An 18,402-nucleotide genomic window follows, 5' to 3' on the forward strand; every position below is an offset into this window, starting at 1 on the left:
CCACGACATGCCGCCCGAGCTGCACATCTTCGGCAGGGCCGCTTAACTTAGCGGCATTGAGGTCCAGCCACCTTGCTGCACACCGCGCGCGGGATGTTCCCGTTGGGGTTCTACCTCTACGAGCAGGTCTCCGATCGCGTCTGCGCAATCGATCTTCGCGGTTGAAGTAGATGGGCAGGAATTACTAAAGCGGACTAGTGGTCCTGTCAGGGTCTTTCTCTTTATGCAGTTGATTCCGATGGTGAAGACGAACTATTCGTCGTGTACCAGGATAAGGACTGTAAGCCGTCAGACTTGACGGCAGCGATGACGGCAACGAGGCCTAACAACCACATCCGCCTAATGCCTCCAACGCTCCTCGAACTTCGGTGAACCTGTCAGCACTGCGACACTCGGTATGACTTCGAACCAAGGGGTCGCAGGTTCGAATCCTGCCGGGTGTACCAAAGATAGATGATGTAAGTCTTGCAATGATTGAAGGCTGTGACGGCAGTCCTTGACGGCAACGCGGGCTTCCTGCTGCTCGCATGAGCAACCGCTCCATTTTTTCGAGCGCTGCTGTTCGAGTCTCCATACTTGCGTGTTGATATATCTGCTGTGTCGTTGACACATGCGCGTGGCCGAGAATCAGTTGTATATCGCGGTCAGGTACGCCCAGGTCTTTGAGTAGCGTAGCCGTCGTGTGTCGAACATGATGCAGCTTGATGCTGCGGACTCTATTCCGCTTGCATAGCAGCTTGAACAAGCGTGAATAGTTTTTAGGGTCAATCGGGGTATCGTTCCCGGTTGTGAAAACCAGGCCCGTTGCAAATCCGTGCTGGTCCCGATGTGCGCGCAGGACGCCCCTGACAAAGGAGGCTGGTCGAGGCGTTCGAGTCCGGCACACCCAAGTGGAAGCTTGCCGAGCAGTACGGCGTGAGTGAGAGCAGCGTCAAGCGGCTCGTTCGCAAGCATCGCGCCCGTACTTCTGACGATTCCGGAAGTCTGCGCGATGCTCCGCGTGAGCCAAGGCCGTCCACTCCAAAGTGGACGGCCTTTGACGTGCTGTGGACCTCGTGACGGCTTACTCCAACCGCCTGGACCTCGCGTCATCGCTGGTCACGGCATTGGATCAGCTTCAGCAGGCACGAGCCGACGACACGACTACATCGGACAGCGTGCGTTCGACTGGGCGCGGCACCCGACAGTGGCGGGTCAGCGACCGACTGAGCGAGGCAGACGTGCGTCTCCTTCTTCGTTGCCAGTACAGCAGCGAAGTACAGCAGTGCTACTGATCGAGACTCTCACCAAGCCGCTTTGAGCGCGTCCCGCGTCTTCTGCGAGGACGCTTGCGCGTAGATCTTCCATCGTCACGGAGAATTCGGCATGGCGCAGGATGGCCATGATCACACGCGGGTGCACGTCGAGGTCGACCAGCAGCGTTCAGCAGGATCGGCGTCCGTCATGGACCGTGATCTTGCGGACCCCGGAGCGGGCAACCCTGTTGTCCCAGGACCGGTTGAAGTTCCGGGGATCGATCGGCAGCCCGAACTTGGTTGTGAAGACGAGGTCCGACTTGTGTCACGCCGTGTCTGCTTCCTTCCGATCTGAGCTGTTGCCGTCTCCGCTCCTCAAGCGCCGCTACGACGATCGATGGCAGCGGCAACGTGTCTCCGAGGCGTCTGTTTTCGTTTCGCGGTGCAGCAGCTCCTCACCGGCCCCGTTGGAGCTGGTGAGTCACCGCAAACTCGCATGCTCGAAGTCGGGCGCGCCCCAAGCGAGCCCGAGGATCGCACCCTTCCGGAGGCCGAACACAGCGGTTGGACTCGTCCGGGTATCGGGCCGACATGATCCGCATACCCGTATTGAGGATCGCACCATGAGCGTTAGCGAGGCCGGCCAACCAGCGGCAGGCCGAGCAACGCGTTCGCTGGACGCAGCCTGTCCGATGTGGACTTCGCGTATCTGTGGACGGACGGGATCCACGTCAACATCCGCCTAGAAGCACACAAACTCAGCCTGCTGGTCATGATCGGAACCCGTGCCGATAGCCGCAAGGAACTCGTCGCTCTGGCCGGCGGATACCGTGAATCGACCGAGGCATGGGCTGATCTGCTGCGGGACTGGGCCCGCCGCGGCACGCGCCCCCGGTACTCGCGGCTGGCGACGGGCCGCTGGGGTTCGGGCGCGTTACGCGAAGTCTTCCCTGAACCCGCGAGCAGCGCTGCTGGTCCCACAAGGTCGGCAACGTGCTGTCCGCACTGCCGAAGTCTGCGCATCCCGGCGCGAAACTCCCCAAGGCCACCGCGAAGCTCACCGGCGATCTCGAGGAATTGGTTGCGTTCTACGACTACCCCGCCGAGTATCGGATCCACCTGGGCACCACGAACCTGATCGAGTCCCACCTTCGCCACCGCACCGAGGTCACAGGGCGGCCCGGCTCCCCCGGCTGCCGTCGGCCTGGCACTCAAACTGATCGAATCCGCCGAGGCCCACTGGCGAGCGGTCAACGTTTCGCAGCTGGTCGCACTCGTCCGCGTCGGCGCCAGCTTCGAGAACGGCAACTCCTCGAACGATCCGACGAACATGCACACCCATCGGAGCCTAAAGATTTTCATTCACCGGTCTTGACCATGGCTCGTTGACAACTGTGTTCGACTGATTGTTTGAACAGACAGACTCGACATGCCCCTAAACCTAAACCCCACATCGTTGGCCAGACGGGCACAACTGCGCGACGCTGTGCCTCAGATCTAGGTCAGCTATTGACCTCTCGCAGTACGCCCGCTGTGCTCTGGGTGGCATCGACCGCAAAGCCTGGTCTTGAACCGGCGGCGGTGGTTCGAACGCAAGAGAGGTTGACAACGTGAAGACGAGAACCCGCCGAATCACCTTGATCGTTGGCCTGACGGTGGTCGCCATGCTCGTGACCGCAACTGTGGTGATCTGGACACGCCTGAACTCGTCACGCGCAAGCGGCCTCAATGAGAAGTTGGAGGTGGCGGCCCAAGGTTTCGTTGCGGCGTTCAACACAGGTGACATCGCTGCGGCCGCCGCTCACACCGACGCCGAACAGATTGCTACCAAGGTTCTCGCCAGGACGAAGACTGGGATGACGGCGAAGGCAAAGTATGAAGTGCGGCTGGGCACGGTGCCGCTCATCCAAGATCGCATGATGACGGTCAAACTTGCCGCTGACGTTTCGTGGACTCTACCCAGCGGCTCGCGGTGGAACTACCAAACGACGTTCATCATGAACCGTGACAACGGGCATTGGCGCCTGCACTGGTCACCCACTGTCCTGCATCCGTTGCTGGGCGTTGATGAGGCGCTGACGTTCCTGCCCAAGGCCAGTGACGGTGTCTTGCGCGACCGCGACGGAGAGCCCATACCGAAAGACACCGGCGACTATGCCAAAGCGGTGATCCCTGGGGTGAGAACTGCCTTGACCGAGAACGGTGGCGCTGGGTGGCAGGTAGCAGCTGTCGATCCTTCAGGTAGAGTCGTGAACTCGCTGGTGGAGGAATCCACAGAGGGAACAAAGCCTTTCACTCTCACGTTGGACAAATCTGTGCAGGCTGCGGCACAGGGTGCTCTGGACGCCGTCCAGAAACAAGCCGCCATCGTGGCGCTCGACGTCGCCAGTGGTGAGATTCTCGCGATTGCGGAAAATCGTTCTGCGCAGGAGGTTGGACCGGTTGCGCTGAGCCTCTTCTTCGAACCTGGATCCACCTTCAAAATGGTGACAGCGGCGGCAGCGATGCAACAGAACTCTTTAATCGCTGAAACACAGGTCGAGTGTCCGGGAAAGGTTACGATCGGCACCCGGCAGATTCCGAACGATGGAGGCTTCGAACTCGGGAAAGTCCCGCTGCGCAAGGCGTTCGCTCAGTCCTGCAACACGACGTTCGGCAAGCTGGCGGCCGACCTGCCCGGTGACGCATTGCCTAAGACGGCGCTCGGGTTCGGGCTCGGTGCCGACTTCGCCATCGCAGGTATCAGTACGAATACCGCCAAAGTGCCTTCGGCTCAGGACGTGGCAGCGAAGGTTGAGAACGGTATCGGGCAGGGCAAAGTCCAGGTGACTCCGTTCGGCATGGCGCTCGCCGCCGCGACCGTGGCTGCAGGCGGGAAGACGCCAACTCCGAAATTGATCCGCGAGATCCCAACGATCAAGAACACCGATCTGCCTGGTCTGGCGCCAAATGTTGCGACTGCGTTGGGTTCGATGATGCGTGACGTCGTGACCAGTGGTACAGCAACTGCATTGGCGCCTTTCGGTCAGGTACACGGAAAGACTGGGACCGCGCAATTCGGTGATGGCAGTCGCGCTCATGGCTGGTTCGTCGGCTATCAACGCAACATGGCCTTCGCTGTATTGATAGTGGACGGAGGTTCCTCGAAAGCCGCGGTTGACGTTACGAGGAATTTCCTGTCGGCATTGTGACCGCAGTCGACACCGCCGCTCGGGGCCTGTCAAACGAACGGCATAACTCGGGTTGAAGGAAACTACTTGCGTGCGGCGGCCAGGCGACCATCGAAGGCGATCTCGGGAGGCTTGAGTGCGGGCTTTCAGTGCATGGTCCAGCCGTTGCGGCCGGTGCCGGTCGGGCCCAGTCATGCGACGCATTCGAGCGCGACTTGCTCGTTGGGGAAGTGTCCGTCCGCGAGCCTTCGCGGCGCGGAGGATGCGGGCGTTGACGTTCTCGATGGCGTTGGTCGAGCAGATCACCCTGCGGATCTCGGGCTCGAAGGCGAGGAACGGCACGAATTCGGCCCAGACTTGTCCCACAACCGCACGATCGCCGGATAGCGGGCCGCCATGGGTGCGGGCAGGTCCGGCAACTGCGAGGGCTCCGGTACCAGGGCGCGAAGAAGGCCGCGATCGGACCCGCGCCGGGAGCGAACGCGGGTGCCGCGGAGTACGCCGCCCACGCGGAACGGATCGCGGCGTCGGCCGAGGCGGGCAACAAGGTCGTGCAGCTCTCCGCGGAGTCCACGAAGCGCATCGCCGATCGGGCGGAGGCTCGTGAAGCCAACGGCGGTGTGCTGTTCGCCGGCGACAAGATCCGGATGATCCTGCCGCCGCCGGGTGCCACGACGGCGAAGAACATCGGCAAGGGTGCCACGGTCGACCAGGTGAAGGCGGCCTACCCGAACCTCGTGCAGGAGGACGACAAGACCTTCAACGTGCCGGTGCCGGACAAGCAGGGCACCGTGCTGGTCTTCCACTTCGCCGACGGCAAGCTGGCAGAGTTCCTGTTGTTCGACTCGGAAGCGCAGTGCGGCTGAGCGGAGCAGGGCCGTCCGCCGTAATGTGGGCGGCCCGCTCGTCTATATATCGGCCATAAGCCCGTTCGGCTCCCGAGAGGCTGTGCCCATGAGCGACTCGCCGCAGGACAAGGTGACAGTCCTGTCCGCTGAAGCCCTTGCCCAGATGAAGTCGTTCCCGTTGCACGGCGACGAACGGCTGCAGAACAAGCTCCTGTGGAAGTCCTCCAGCGGCGACACCATCGTGGGCCTGATCCAGATGGCACCGGGTGCGCGCGACGTCGGGCACAACCACCCGTCGGCGACGCAGCACACGTGGATCCTCGACGGCACGGTCAGCATCGGCGGCGTCGAGGCGACGGCGGGCTCGTACGCGTTCGTACCGCCCGGTGTCGACCACGAGACCGTGGCCGGTGATCAGCCCGTCACGATGTTCTACATCTACCAACCGTTCGCGCCCAAGCACGATCACGACCACGGCGATCACTGAGCCTCCGCTCACCCATCTGTGGGGTGAAGTTCGGTGAGGAAAGCGGCCCCCGCAAATAACTTTCTCGCATGAGATCTGTGGCCGCCGCGTTATTACTCGTGGCCGTCACCTCCGGCGGAGCAGCGGCGTCGTCCGAGGCCCCCGCCGCGAGGTGCGCGGCCGCCCGCCCCGTAGTGACCTCGACCGAGACTGCTGTCGAAGCGCGCGTTCTCACCGGCTGCACGGCCGGTGAGCTCGTCGTCTTCCGGGCCGTCTTCGTGGCCCGCGCCCACGGCACCTCCTGCACCGCGGTCGCGGCGGAACTGGAAGCGGACCCCGCCGGCGTTCCACAGTGGATCCGCGCCCGCCTGGAACTGGCCTGCCCCCCCGGTGAGAAGGGCCTGCTCGGCTCGCAGATCACCGTGGAGATGTACGGCGCCGGGGACGCCCGCGTCGCCACCTATGACCTCGGCGACGCCTTCACGGAGAAGAACCCGTCCGCGCGGCACCTGTGGACCGTCGAGCACGTCGCCGGCCTCGGTGATCTGCCGGTCGCACCGGATCCCGCGGTGAAGGCGTCGGCCGGGGACGGAGGGTCGCGGACGCACGCGAATCACGAGGTCTACGACGGCTGAGATGCCGGGCTGCCATGATGTGCCGATGCGTCCCGAGGTCTTCGTGGTCTGGGCGCACACCAGTCCCGGCTGGGACGCTGTGCGCACGCAGGCGTGGCGGGCCACCGTGCACCGGTTCGCCGAGCTGCTGCACCACATCGGCGTGGATGCCGACCTCGACCTCTACCACCAGCACGAACCCGTTGACTGGTCGACGTTCTGCCTGCAGCGCATGGAGGACGCCGACCGGATCGTGGTGGCGGTGTCGTCCGGCTGGAAGCTCGCCTTCAGCGGCCGCAACCCGTTGAGCCGCGGTGCCGAGTACGAGCTCAAACACCTGCGCGGCCTGCTCATGCGCGAGCCGGAACTGTTCCAGCGCAAGGTGATCGTCGTCGTGCTGCCGGGCGCCACGACCGACGACATCCCGCCGTCGCTGCACTGCGTGCCGCACTTCGTGGTCGATCCCGCCGTGCCCGCGTCCGCAGTGGACCTCGAGCACCAGCTGCTCGGGCAGCCGATGTACACCAAGCCCGAGGTCGGCGAGCCGCGGCTGCGGGAGCTGGCGCGAGCGGGCGATCCCGGGATCGTCGCCGAGCTGCTCAACACCACCGTGTACCTGCCGGATCCCGGCCGTCCAGGGCTGATGGCCACCGCGGTCGAGGGGCACGAGCGGTCGGTGCTCGTCTTCACCGGCCTCGACCGGCTGGTGGCCTATCGCGCGCTCAAGGGCCTGCCCTGGGGTGACCGGTGGCTCGAGGTCGAGTGCGCGGAGCTGCTGCCGTTCGTGGCGCCGCTCGGCGTGGGCGTCGTGGTCGACGCGGGCGCGCCGCTCGACGAGATGGTGTTCGTGTCGGCCCGCGAAATCCGCGAGCTCACCTGCTGACCCTGTTGTATCGTTCTTCACCAAACTTTCCGGGCTGGGGGAGGTGCCGTGAACGGGTTCGCAGTCGACACCGACGAGCTGCGCGTGCTGGTCCGGCCGCTGCTGCGCGCCACCGAGGACGTCGTCGAACTGGCCCGCCACCCGGACGGGCGTCCCGACCGGTCCCGCGGCGCGCTGTTCGCGGCTCTCACGCGGTTCCGCGCCGCGGCTGATCACGCGACCGGTGTGCTGGTGCGCGACGTGGACGAGACCGCGTCCCGGCTCGCGGACACCGCACGGCACTACGAGCAGGCGGACATCTTCCCGGCGTGAGCCTCTCCGGTGACTTCCACTCCCTCCGGAGCGTCCAGGAGTGGCTGAAGCGGATGCGCGACGAGAGCGCGTCCGTCGGTGTCGCCTACGCCAAGGCGACACCGCCGTCGTGGACGGGACCCGCGAGCACGGCGTTCGACGAGTACCGGCACCGCGCCCGCATGCGCTGGCTCGACGTGTCCGACTCGTTCGGAGACGCCTCCGACGCCGTCGAGACCTACCTGCACACCCACGCCGAGGTTGCCCGCCTAATGGAGTTCGGCGACCCGGACCAGGTCGAACGGCTCCGCGGGCAGCTGGCCGAGGAGGAACGCGTCGCGGTGGCCGCCGTCGACAGAGCGGCGGAGGAGCTGTGGCACGTCCGGTCCCAGCTGCCGGAACAGGCAGCGGTGCCGGTACCGCCCAGCCCTGCTGCTCCGCAGCGAACCAGCCCTCCCGCTCCGCCGCCGCAGCGCTCCCGCGGCGAGGACTTCATGGCGCTGCCGCACGTCGAAGTGGTGCTCACGACGGCCGCGATCGCCGCGCGGTACACGCGTTGGCAGCGTCAGATCGGCTGACTCGAACACGGTGATCAGGTGCTCGCCGCGGAGCGTCACGCTCACCGGCCGCAGACCGACATCAACCGTGACGGTGCGGTTCAACAGGACCGGGCACCGGAGCGTTGTAGTGGCCAACCGGGCAGCGCTTTCTCACCGGGACGGAGGTACAACGCAGTGATCAAGGAAAGGGTTGCTGTGGCGTCAACCGCAGACCAATCACGCACCGTAGGCTGACAGTGCGCCTAGGCTGGGGGTGATCGCGGAAGGGGTGGTGTGGGTCGTGGGGCTCGCGGAGTCCTTGCTCACGTGGCTGCACGGCTTCGTGGGCGCCAGTGTCTGCCCCGGTGACTGGGTGTGGACCACCACAGCGCTCGGCGCGGTGCTCGGGCTGTTCCCCACGATCGGGGCGCTGCTGTCCATCGTGGTGCGCCGGATCGTCGGCAACTCCTACGGCGCGGTGACGGGCGCCATCTTCGCCGTGCTCGGCGTCGCCAGCTGTCTCGTGCTGCCCTGGCTGATCATGCGCGGCACCGTGCAGGGGCTGCAGAAGCGGACGATCCCCGGTTCCGAATCGCTCGACGGGTCGACCTGCTTCGGGCAGTTGCAGCAGGGCGACTACCTGGTGGACGGGACGCCGTCGATCCTCGGCGTGATCCGGCAGCCGACCGCGGAGCCCGTGTTCCTGGTCGCGGCGTGCATCACCGTGGTGCTGGCGCTGCTGTGCCTGCTGTTCGTGATGCTGCAGGCGGGGTCGGCGTTCCGGCTCGGGCCCAGCTGGCCGCGGCGCGTGTTCTGGCCGCCGTTCCTGGTGCTGCTCGCAGCGACGTCGGCACAGCCCGTGACACTCGTGGGCCACGTGCTCCTCGGGTTTTTGCCCATTGCGGTAATCGGCTCAATCGTCGTGCGGATTTTCGGGTTGACTACCGCCATGCTGAACCGCCCCGGCCGCGACCGGTCTGCCGACCGGAACTCGCAGAACCCGCCACCGCAGCCGGTGGCTCGCACGCCGCAGCCCCCGCTGCCCCAGAACCAGCCCCAGAAGAAGGCGCCGACCAAGCCGATCAACGCCGCCGGGCACCAGCCGCCGCCGTACCAGCCGGCGCAGGTGCCGCCGTACCAGCCCGCGCCGATGAACCGGCCGATGCGCCCGGTGAACCAGCCGCCGCCACCGCCGAGGCAGTACCCGCCGACGCGGGTTGCCGAGGTGCAGTCGCCGCAGCCCTCGCAACCGGCGGCGCTCGCCGACACGCCCGGTCCGCTGCCGTTCGGGCCGGGTGCCGCGAACGCCGACTCGCCCGCGCCGGTGCAGAAGTCGGGCAAGGTCTGGAACCCCGGCAACGGCAGGTTCCGCCGCGTCCGCCAGCTGGGCTCCGGCGGGTTCGGCACCGTCTGGCTGGCCGTCGACGAGCAGCTCGACCGCACGGTCGCGGTGAAGCTCGCGCACGCCCCGGACAACGAGACCGAGCAGCGCATGCTCCGCGAGGCCCGCGCGCTGGCCGCGGTCAGGCACCCCAACTGCGTGCGGGTGTTCGACATCGTCCAGGACCCGGACGGCCTCGCCCTGGTCATGGAGTACATCGAGGGCGCGTCGCTGTCCGAGACGGTGCTCAAGAACGGCCTGATCGACGACAAGCTCGCCGCGCGCCTGTGGCTCAACATGGCCGACGCGCTGGCCGCGGCCCACGACCGGGGTGTCCTGCACCGCGACGTGAAGCCGTCCAACGTGATCGTCGACAACCAGGGCACCGCCCACCTGATCGACTTCGGCATCGCCCGCTCCAAGGGCGACAGCACCCTCACGGCCACCGGCATGATGGTCGGCACGCCGGACTTCCTCGCCCCGGAGACCGCCCGCGGCGAGACGGCCTCCCCGGCGTCGGACTCCTGGCAGCTGGCCGCGACGGTCTCCTACGCGCTGACCGGCCACCCGCCGCGCGGCTCCCGCGAGAACCCGATCTCCTCGCTGATGGCCGCCGCTCAGGGCGAACCGATCACCAAGCTCCCGCAGAACAGCGCCCACGCACGGCTCCTGCTCGCGGCGATGGACCCGGAGCCGAGCCGCCGTCCGACGCTGGCGCAGGTGCGGGGTCAGCTGGCGCAGTTCCTCGACCAGGCAGGGATGAGCAAGGAAGGCCCGGTCACGAAGATCATCAGCAAGCCGGCTCCTCCTCCCACGAAGCACATGCCGATGTAGGCGATCCGGGTGAACGTCTCGCATGGCGGATAACGGTCGTTCAAGGTTCAACGACGACAGCGTTGTTTCCTGACCGCACAGCCGCCTTGCGAGGGAACCATGACCGCTGAAGAGAGCTGGCACGCTGCACGCCTGATTCCGACCTCGGGCATCAACGGTGCTGAAGAGCAAGAACGACGTGCGACCTCGGCGCTGCTGGCTGTCATGTCAGCGGTGCGCGAGTTCGGGCGGGCGCTGACACAACCGCTGGGAGCGCCCGCGGCCGCGGTGCAGACCTTCATCGAGGTTCCGTTCGAACTCGACGGGCGCAAGCTCATCCCGGACGGACTGATCCGGGTGACCCGCGGGCAGAAGTCGTGGACCGCGCTGGTCGAGGTGAAAACCGGGTCCAATGAGCTCCAAGTGGAACAGCTGGAGAACTACCTCGACATCGCGCGCGAGTTCGGGTTCGACGCTGTCATCACGATCTCGAACGAGATCCCGCCGCTGCCGGGCCAGCACCCGACCGCGGTCGATCGGAAGAAGCTCAAGAAGGTCGCGCTCCACCACTTGTCGTGGAGCGAGGTGCTCTGCGAAGCCGTGATGCAGAAGGAACACCGCGGGGTGGCCGATCCGGACCAGGCCTGGGTCCTCGGAGAGTTGATCAGGTACCTCGAACACCCCAGGTCCGGAGCCATGGCGTTCGAGGACATGGGCCAGTCGTGGGTTCCGCTGCGTGAGGCGGTGCAGGCCCGCACGCTCCGGGCCACCGACAAGATCGCACCTGACGTGGTGCTCCGGTTCGAAGCACTGCTCAGATTCGCGGGGCTGCAGCTCGGTCGACGTCTCGGCACGGATGTCACGCCCGCCCTGTCCCGCAAGGAGCTCGCCGAACCGCAGATCCGTCTTTCCCGGCAGCTCAACCAGCTGGTGAGCGACGGCAGGTTGTCCGGCGGCATCCGCATCCCCGACACCGTCGGGGTGTTGCACCTCATCGCCGATCTGCGGGCGGGCTCCGTGATCTGCGGCGTCGATTTGGAAGCGCCCAGAGAAGGCCGCCCGGCCACGCGGGTCAACTGGCTGATCCGGCAGTTGAAGAACGCACCTGATTCGGTTCGCCTTGAAGCGTTCGTCGCGCACGGCAGAGGAGCGGGCGCGTCGGAACTGCTGGGCGCCGTCCGGGCGGATCCCGCACTGCTGATCGCCGATCCGCAGAAAGAGATCCGCGGGTTCCGCATCGAGATCTCGGTCCCGATGGGCACCAAACGCGGAATGGGGCGCAATTCGTTCATCGACTCGGTGCTGAACGCGGTCTCGTCGTTCTACGAGGAGATCGTGCAGAACCTCAAGCCGTGGGCCGCCACGCCGCCGAAGATCAGGGCGGAGGCCGCGTTCGCGCCTCCGGCCGACGTGCCGGTGGCGCTCGTGTCGACGGCACCGTCATCGCAGGACGGCCCGGAACTCGAAGCACCGGTTGCTGCCCCGGACGAGGAGCCGATCACCGGCACGGCGCCGCCGATTCACCACGAGGTTCCGGTCGACGCCTAGGCGATCCGGGTGAACGTTCCGGTGCGGCCGTAACGGTGATTCACCGTTCAACGACCTAAGCCGTGGTCACCCGGAAAGCTTCGGCATCGGAGGCGATGCCCTGCGAGGGGTGGTGAGGCGGTTTCCGCCGATCGCCTCACCACTTCACCCTCGCGCCGGCGGCCGCAACCGCTTGCGCACCACCACGAACAGCCCGGTCGCGGCCACCACCACGAGCCCGACGACCCACACCGGCGCCGGTCCGCGTTCAGGCTCGGGCTCGGACGGCACCACCGCGGCAGCGGGCGCCACCTCGGGCTTCTTCAGCGGTGGCGCCAGGTCCCCCCACTTCCAGTCGGTCGGTCCCTGGACCATCTGCGGGTCCACGGGCTTGATCAGGAACGTGCCGGGCACCGTCAGCGTCCCGAGCGGGTGGTCGGGGAACACCCCCTGCACGCCGAACACCTCGTACGACCCCGCGGGCAGGCTGAACGTCACGGCGTAGTGCGCGGCCTGCTCCAGCGGCACGCCGGTGAACACCCGCTCGTCCGGCCCCGACCTGAACCGCAGCCCGGTCTTGCCGAGATCTCCTCCGCTGAACGGGTGCGTGCCGTGCTGCAGCACCCAGTAGCCGACGGTGTTGGTGACGGAGGTCTCGATCGACGGCACCGGGTCGAGGTACGTGACCGCCCAGCCGCCCGCGTGCGCAGAAGGTGCGCTGATCAGCAGCAACGCGCATATCAAGGCGAGAATCCTCATGGCGCGAATACACCGGGAACCAAGGCCGGGTTCCCGGTGTAGGAAAGGCATCACGGACGAAGCGGTGGCACGGGCGATCGCAGGTGACCAGACGGCCTACGGCGAGCTGGTCGCCCGGTACACCGCGCTCGCGCACCGGACGGCCTACCTGCTCGGGGCGGGTGCGGACGCCGGTGACGTGGTGCAGGAGGCGTTCGTGAAGGCGTACCGCAAGCTCGACACCTTCAAGCGGGACGCCGACTTCAAGCCGTGGCTGCTCAAGATCGTCGCCAACGAGACCAAGAACCTCCACCGCAGCCGACGGCGCCGCAACCTGATGGAACTGAAGGTCGGGGCGATGACCGAGACCGTCGACCACGACGACCCCGGAACGCTCGTGGACGACTCCCGCGCCAAGCTCCTGAAGGCCGTGCAGAGCCTTCCCGAGCACGACCGTCAGGTCGTCACCTGCCGCTACCTGCTGGACCTGAGTGAGGCCGAGACGGCGCAGACCCTGAACCTCGCCAAGGGAACCGTGAAGTCGCGACTGTCCCGTGCGCTCGCCAAGCTGCGGCCGATGCTGGAGGAGGTGGCCCATGACCGGTGACGACGTCGAGGCCGCCCTCCGCGATCTCGGCCAGCAGATCCACGTGCCGGAGCCGCCGGAGCTCACCGCGAGCGTCCTCACCAGGATCAACGCCCCGCGCAGGCGAAACCGTTGGCTCACAGCGCTGGTAGCGGCGGTGACTGCGTTCGCGATCGCGTTCGCCGTGTCACCGGCGGTGCGCGCGGGCGTCCAGAACCTCCTGGAGTTCGCGGGTGTCGTGTTCCGCGAGGAGCCGCCGCCGGCGATCGCGCCTCCGTTGCCCAGTCAGGAGCTCTCGCTCGACGAGGCGCGGAAGCAGATGCCGTTCGAGATCCACCTGCCGGGACAGCTCGGCACGCCCGACAAGATCACTGTCCACGAAGGACGGTTCGTGACGCTGCACTACGGGAACCTGCGGCTCGACGAGTTCGACGGCACCGTTCGGGAGGCGATCGGCAAGCTGGTCCACGGCGAAGGCGTCGAGCAGATCGGGGACAAGGTCTGGATCCCGTACCCGCACGTCATCTTCTACATCGACCGCAACGGCGTGTGGCACGACGAGGAACCGCACGGTGCGGGGAAAACCCTGATCTGGCAACGAGGTCAGGTCACCATGAGGCTCCAGGGCGACCTGACCAAGGAGAAAGCCTTGGAGATCAGCGCCAGCTAGGCAGCCACAGCTGCTGCTGCCACATCTCCGGTGTGATCGGGTTGCCGTTCAGGATCGGCCACAGCCACACGAAGTTCGCCACCACGATGCCGACGTACAGCGACACGACCAGCAGACCCGTGCCGCGGCGTTCGGAACCGGCGGTGCGGCGGCCGAGGATCTCGCCCAGCGCCAGCACGATCAGCAGCACCAGGAACGGCGCCATCGGCGTGACGTAGAAGAAGTACATCTGCCGGTCGAGGTTGAGGAACCACGGCAGGAGGCCGGCCATGTACCCGACGAGCACGCCGGCGTAGCGCCAGTCCATCCGGCCGATCGAGCGCCAGACCGCCCAGCCGATCACCGGGAACGCGAGCCACCACATCGCGGGCGTGCCGATCAGCATGATCGCGCCGAGGCACGACGCCGCGCCGCAGCCCGTCACGCCGTTGTCGTAGTAGTAGAGCATCGGACGCAGGCCCATCGGCCACGTCCACGGCTTCGACTCCCACGGGTGCCGGTTGGTCGCCGAGGTGACCAGCTCGACGTGGAACTTGTAGACGTTCTTGGCGTTGTACCAGAGCGCCTGCAGCACGTCGGGGATGTACGGGACGTCCTTGACCTTGCCGCCGACCACGTGCCGGTCGATGCCGGTCTCGCTGGCCATCCACGGGAACCACGTCGCGACGTACACCAGCACGGGGATCGCGACGAGGCCGCCGATCGAGGGGAGCACGTCCTTCGCGAGCGCGCCGAGCCACGGCTCCTCGACCCCGGCCGCACGGCGGGCCAGCGCGCTCCAGACGACCGTCAGCAGGCCGAACGCGATGATGTACCAGATACCCGACCACTTGACGCCACACGCCAGACCGAGGCACACGCCCGCACCGAAGCGCCACCAGCGGAAGCCCAGCCACGGCCCGAACGCCGAGTTGGTGACGAACCCCTCGCGCACGGCCACGGCCAGCCGTTCTTGCACCTGTTCGCGGTCGACGACCAGACAGCCGAACGCGCCGACGACGAACAGCGCCAGGAAGATGTCGAGCATGCCCATCCGCGACTGGACGTGCGAGACGCCGTCCGCGATGAGCAGCACGCCGGCCAGCGCGCCCAGCAGGTCCGAGCGGGTCAGGCGGCGGGCGATCCGCACGATCAGCAGGATCGTGATCGTCCCCGCGAGCGCGGAGGCGAACCGCCAGCCGATGCCGTCGTAGCCGAAGAGATCCTGGCCGATCGCCATGAGCTGCTTGGCGAGCGGTGGGTGGACGATCAGCTCGTAGCCGGGGTTGTCCTCGTAGCCGCCGTTGCGCAGCACCTGCGCCGCCTGCGGCACGTAGTGCTTCTCGTCGAAGATCGGTGTGCCCTTGTCGGTCGGATACCCGAGGTTCCAGAACCGGACGAAGGCGCCGATCAGCGTCACGACGATCGTGACGAGCCAGCCGCGCAGGCGGTCTCCGGACGGCGGCGGGTCGAGCGCGGCCGCACGATCCGTGCGCGGCTCCTCGACGACGACGGGCGCCTCTCCTGGCTGCACGAGGACTGTCACGTCGCCGATCGTAGGGTGAACCATGTGAGTCCTGTATCCGGTTCAGGCCGTCTTGTTCTGGCAGCCACCCCTCTCGGGGACATCCGCGACGCTTCCGCGCGCCTGGTCGAGGCGCTGGAGACAGCCGACGTGATCGCCGCGGAGGACACCCGGCGGTTGCACAGTCTCGCGGCCGCGCTGCAGGTCAAGCCGTCCGGACGGGTGATCAGCTTCTACGACCAGGTGGAGACCGCACGCCTTCCGGGGCTGCTGGAATCGCTGCACAACGGCGAGACCGTGCTGCTCGTGACGGACGCCGGGATGCCGTCCGTGTCGGATCCCGGATATCGACTGGTCGCCGCGTGTGTCGAGCAGGACCTCAAGGTCACCTGCCTGCCGGGACCGTCCGCCGTGACGACCGCGCTCGCCGTGTCCGGTCTGCCCAGCGACCGGTTCGCGTTCGACGGCTTCCCGCCGCGCAAGTCCGGTGAGCGGAAGCGTTGGTTCGCGCCGCTCGCCAGCGAGCAACGCACGGTCGTCTTCTTCGAGGCACCCCATCGGCTCGCAGACACGCTCGCGGACGCCGTCGAGGTGCTCGGACCGGATCGCAACGCCGCGGTCTGCCGTGAGCTGACCAAGAAGTACGAAGAGGTCGTGCGGGGGACTCTCGCCGAGCTCGCCGAGTGGGCCGTGGAAGGCGCCCGCGGCGAGATCACCGTGGTGCTCGGCCCCGCCCCGGCGGAGGACAAGCCCGACCTGGAGACGCTGGTCGCCGAGGTCAAGCAGCGCGTGGCGGACGGGGAGCGGCTGAAGTCGGCCGCCGCCGAGATCGCGGAGGCGGCCGGGATCAGCAAGAAGGTCCTCTACGACGCGGCGATCAAATCAAGCTGACTCGCGGTGGAACGTGCGGACGCCGTAGAAGACGCCGGTCAGCACCAGCGCCGACACCGAGATCAGCCCGAGCAGCACCGAGCCCGTGTTGAAGATCGACCGCTCGGCGTCGACGACGTGCGCCAACGGGTTGACCCGAGACAGCCAGTAGAGCCACCGCGGGCCGTTGGACATCGGCAGCAGCACGCCGGAGAGCAGCATCAACGGCACGATGGTCGACGACAGCACGGACGCGAAGACGTACTCCAGCTTCACCTTCAACGCGATCGCGTACGACGCCGACCCGATGGCGATGCCGAGCAACGCCACCAACCCGAGGCCGAGCAGGACGTCGCCTGCCGATGCCCGGAACCCGAACAGCATCGCGGCGAGCACGATCAGCAGACCCTGCACGACCAGCAGCACCACGTCCTTGCCGACCCTGCCGACGAGCAGCGCGACCCGGCTGACCGGCGTGACCCGCAGCCGTTCCATCACACCCGTCCGCACCTCCGGCAGCAGCGAGAAGCCCGCGTAGGCGGTGCCGAACAGCGCGAGCTGCACCAGCAGACCCGGGACGAACCACTGCCAGCCGGAGTCGCCGAGCAGCGGTCCGAAGAGCGCCAGGTAGAGCAACGGCTGAGCGAGCCCGAAGACCACCGCGACGGGGTTGCGCACCACCGGCAGCATCACGCGGGCGAAGACGAGCCAGGTGTCACGCAGCATTGGCTTCCTCCCTCAGGGAACGGCCGGTCATGGTCAGGAAGACGTCGTCCAGCGTCGGCCGGTGGACCTGGACCGAGTGCAGCTCGACGCCGATCTGGTCGAGGTCGCGCAGCAACGCGGGCAGCGCGCGGTCGCCGTCCGGGATGCGGAAGTTGACCTTCTCGCCGTCCACGACCGCGTTCTCGAACTTCGTGGCGACGAGCGAGGCCTGCGGTGTGCCGAGCACGACCAGGTCGCCGGAGACGCTGTTCTTCAGCTCGTCCGGTGAGCCCTCGCCGACGATCGAGCCGTGGTCGATCACCAGCAGCCGGTCGCTGAGGAAGTCGGCCTCGTCGAGGTAGTGCGTGGTCAGGAAGACCGTGGTGCCGTCGGCCTTGAGCTGTTTGACGTGGTCCCACAGGTTGCGGCGGCTCTGCGGGTCGAGCGCGGTCGACGGCTCGTCCAGGAACAGCAGCCGCGGGTCGTGCAGCACGCCCATCGCGATGTCGAGCCGGCGCTGCTGCCCGCCGGACAGCGTGATCACCGCTCGCTTCTCCATGCCCTGCAGCTCGAACCGTTCGAGCAGGTCGCCGACCTTCCTGCGGGTCTCGTGCTTTCCCAGGCCGTAGAACCGGGCCTGGAACGCGAGCTCCTCTGCGACCCGTTGGTCGGCGCTCGCGCCGTTCTTCTGCCCGACGTAGCCGATGTTGCGGCGCACTCCGGCCGGGTCGGTCAGCAGGTCGTGCCCGGCGATGACCGCCTCGCCCGCCGTGGGCTGCAGCAGCGTCGTGAGCATGCGCAACGTCGTGGACTTGCCGGCGCCGTTCGGGCCGAGAAACCCGACGAGCTCCCCAACCGCAACGTCGATGTCGACCCCGCGGACCGCGTCCACGGGACCGAGCTTCGTCGTGAACCGGCGCGCGAGGCCGCGTGCCTTGATCATGACCGAACCCCCTCTAGTCAAGTTTGACTAGAGGGTAGACGGAACTATTCAAGTTTGACTAGTCCTTGAGCGCGTACGCGCCGGCCTCCAGGCGCTCGATCAGCTCCTGCGTCCAGCGCACCTGGCCTTCGAGGTGGACGAGCCACAGCCGGAACAGCTCGCCGACGTGCTCGGGCTTGCCCATCTCCGGCATCGACGTGACACCGTGCCGCGTCGGCGCGAGTTGCCCCTCCAGCCCGGCCAGCCGGTTCTTCAGCAGCACGACCGCCTGCTTGCGGGGGACGAGGTTGAGCATCGCCACGGCGGCGGAGACCTCGTCGTTGCCGGCGGTCGCGTCGGCGAGCGCGTGGGCCAACAGGTCCTGGAGCTCGTGCTCACCGGCCGCGGTGATCTTGTAGGTGGTGCGGGCGGGACCCTCGCCCGATTCCGTGCCGACCGGCTCCAGCAGGCCGTCCCTGGCCAGCGACTTCAGCGCGTGGTAGATCGAGCCCGGCTGCACGTTCGCCCACTGGTCCGCCGCCCACGACTTCAGCTCGCGGCGCACCACGTAGCCGTGTGCCTCGCCGACGAGCTTGACCACGCCGAGCACCAGCATCCTGGTCGCGGACAAACCGACCTC

Annotated in this window: 18 protein-coding genes and 2 pseudogenes; 13 read left to right on the plus strand and 7 right to left on the minus strand. The window is 67.0% G+C overall.

Features of this window, described 5'->3' with window-relative positions; all coding sequences use genetic code 11:
• Positions 1-322: 322 nt before the first annotated feature.
• Positions 323-886 (minus strand): tyrosine-type recombinase/integrase, encoded by a 564-nt coding sequence (locus tag IEZ09_RS48005; protein ID WP_189258562.1) that lies wholly within the window; start codon positions 884-886, stop codon positions 323-325.
• 1,010 nt (positions 887-1,896) lie between these two features.
• Between IEZ09_RS48005 and IEZ09_RS46980 the strand changes: the two are divergent.
• Both IEZ09_RS46980 and IEZ09_RS37365 read left to right on the plus strand, forming a co-directional pair.
• A pseudogene (locus tag IEZ09_RS46980) lies at positions 1,897-2,610 on the plus strand (transposase); the annotation flags it as partial.
• Positions 2,611-2,845: 235 nt separating this feature from the next.
• Positions 2,846-4,426: a penicillin-binding transpeptidase domain-containing protein gene (locus tag IEZ09_RS37365; RefSeq protein WP_189258564.1), complete on the plus strand. Its 1,581-nt coding sequence runs from the start codon at positions 2,846-2,848 to the stop codon at positions 4,424-4,426.
• 62 nt (positions 4,427-4,488) lie between these two features.
• On the opposite strand, the pseudogene IEZ09_RS48265 reads toward IEZ09_RS37365, so the two are convergent.
• Positions 4,489-4,794 (minus strand): annotated as a pseudogene (locus tag IEZ09_RS48265) (transposase); the annotation flags it as partial.
• A gap of 162 nt (positions 4,795-4,956) precedes the next feature.
• On the opposite strand from IEZ09_RS48265, the gene IEZ09_RS37375 reads away from it, so the two are divergent.
• The 8 genes from IEZ09_RS37375 (at position 4,957) to IEZ09_RS37410 (ending at position 11,788) form a co-directional block, all read left to right on the plus strand.
• Positions 4,957-5,271: a hypothetical protein gene (locus IEZ09_RS37375; protein ID WP_189258565.1), complete on the plus strand. Its 315-nt coding sequence runs from the start codon at positions 4,957-4,959 to the stop codon at positions 5,269-5,271.
• 88 nt (positions 5,272-5,359) lie between these two features.
• Positions 5,360-5,740 (plus strand): cupin domain-containing protein, encoded by a 381-nt coding sequence (locus IEZ09_RS37380; RefSeq protein WP_189258566.1) that lies wholly within the window; start codon positions 5,360-5,362, stop codon positions 5,738-5,740.
• Between the two features lie 68 nt (positions 5,741-5,808).
• Positions 5,809-6,354, plus strand: coding sequence for a hypothetical protein (locus IEZ09_RS37385; RefSeq protein WP_189258567.1), 546 nt, complete (start codon positions 5,809-5,811; stop codon positions 6,352-6,354).
• Positions 6,355-6,379: 25 nt separating this feature from the next.
• Positions 6,380-7,216, plus strand: coding sequence for an SEFIR domain-containing protein (locus IEZ09_RS37390; RefSeq protein ID WP_189258568.1), 837 nt, complete (start codon positions 6,380-6,382; stop codon positions 7,214-7,216).
• A gap of 48 nt (positions 7,217-7,264) precedes the next feature.
• On the plus strand, positions 7,265-7,528 hold the full coding sequence (locus IEZ09_RS37395; protein WP_189258569.1) for a hypothetical protein: 264 nt from the start codon (positions 7,265-7,267) through the stop codon (positions 7,526-7,528).
• A complete protein-coding gene (locus tag IEZ09_RS37400) occupies positions 7,525-8,085 on the plus strand; it encodes a hypothetical protein (RefSeq protein ID WP_189258570.1) in 561 nt (186 codons plus the stop codon). The genes IEZ09_RS37395 and IEZ09_RS37400 overlap by 4 nt, the downstream gene beginning before the upstream one ends.
• 235 nt (positions 8,086-8,320) lie before the next feature.
• On the plus strand, positions 8,321-10,261 hold the full coding sequence (locus IEZ09_RS37405; RefSeq protein ID WP_229813297.1) for a serine/threonine-protein kinase: 1,941 nt from the start codon (positions 8,321-8,323) through the stop codon (positions 10,259-10,261).
• Positions 10,262-10,360: 99 nt separating this feature from the next.
• On the plus strand, positions 10,361-11,788 hold the full coding sequence (locus IEZ09_RS37410; protein ID WP_229813298.1) for a hypothetical protein: 1,428 nt from the start codon (positions 10,361-10,363) through the stop codon (positions 11,786-11,788).
• A 144-nt stretch (positions 11,789-11,932) separates the two neighbouring features.
• Here the strand turns inward: IEZ09_RS37410 and IEZ09_RS37415 are convergent, their stop codons facing one another.
• Positions 11,933-12,526, minus strand: a complete 594-nt coding sequence (locus IEZ09_RS37415) for a hypothetical protein (protein ID WP_189258571.1) — start codon at positions 12,524-12,526, stop codon at positions 11,933-11,935.
• Positions 12,527-12,590: 64 nt separating this feature from the next.
• Here IEZ09_RS37415 and IEZ09_RS37420 point away from each other — a divergent pair, with 64 nt between their 5' ends.
• Positions 12,591-13,112 (plus strand): RNA polymerase sigma factor, encoded by a 522-nt coding sequence (locus tag IEZ09_RS37420; protein ID WP_229813299.1) that lies wholly within the window; start codon positions 12,591-12,593, stop codon positions 13,110-13,112.
• Entirely contained in the window at positions 13,102-13,761 is a 660-nt protein-coding gene (locus IEZ09_RS37425; RefSeq protein ID WP_189258573.1) for a hypothetical protein, read from the plus strand. Before IEZ09_RS37420 ends, IEZ09_RS37425 begins: the two co-directional genes overlap by 11 nt.
• Here IEZ09_RS37425 and IEZ09_RS37430 read toward each other — a convergent pair.
• Positions 13,748-15,310 carry a dolichyl-phosphate-mannose--protein mannosyltransferase gene (locus tag IEZ09_RS37430; RefSeq protein WP_189258574.1) on the minus strand — a complete coding sequence of 521 codons (1,563 nt, stop codon included), beginning with the start codon at positions 15,308-15,310 and terminating at the stop codon, positions 13,748-13,750. The two genes, IEZ09_RS37425 and IEZ09_RS37430, sit on opposite strands and share 14 nt — an antisense overlap.
• Here IEZ09_RS37430 and rsmI point away from each other — a divergent pair, their 5' ends adjacent.
• Entirely contained in the window at positions 15,311-16,156 is an 846-nt protein-coding gene (gene rsmI / locus IEZ09_RS37435; protein ID WP_189258575.1) for a 16S rRNA (cytidine(1402)-2'-O)-methyltransferase, read from the plus strand.
• On the opposite strand, the gene IEZ09_RS37440 is transcribed toward rsmI, so the two are convergent.
• The 3 genes from IEZ09_RS37440 to IEZ09_RS37450 are packed head-to-tail and all read right to left on the minus strand — an operon-like array spanning position 16,148 to position 18,393.
• Positions 16,148-16,861 carry an ABC transporter permease gene (locus IEZ09_RS37440; RefSeq protein WP_189258576.1) on the minus strand — a complete coding sequence of 238 codons (714 nt, stop codon included), beginning with the start codon at positions 16,859-16,861 and terminating at the stop codon, positions 16,148-16,150. The genes rsmI and IEZ09_RS37440 overlap by 9 nt on opposite strands.
• Positions 16,851-17,783, minus strand: coding sequence for an ATP-binding cassette domain-containing protein (locus tag IEZ09_RS37445; protein WP_189258577.1), 933 nt, complete (start codon positions 17,781-17,783; stop codon positions 16,851-16,853). Before IEZ09_RS37445 ends, IEZ09_RS37440 begins: the two co-directional genes overlap by 11 nt.
• A gap of 58 nt (positions 17,784-17,841) precedes the next feature.
• Positions 17,842-18,393, minus strand: a complete 552-nt coding sequence (locus IEZ09_RS37450) for a PadR family transcriptional regulator (protein ID WP_189258578.1) — start codon at positions 18,391-18,393, stop codon at positions 17,842-17,844.
• Positions 18,394-18,402: the final 9 nt, after the last annotated feature.

The organism is Lentzea flava (genome assembly GCF_014648475.1).
In the GTDB taxonomy this organism is placed as follows: Bacteria; Actinomycetota; Actinomycetes; order Mycobacteriales; family Pseudonocardiaceae; genus Lentzea; species Lentzea flava.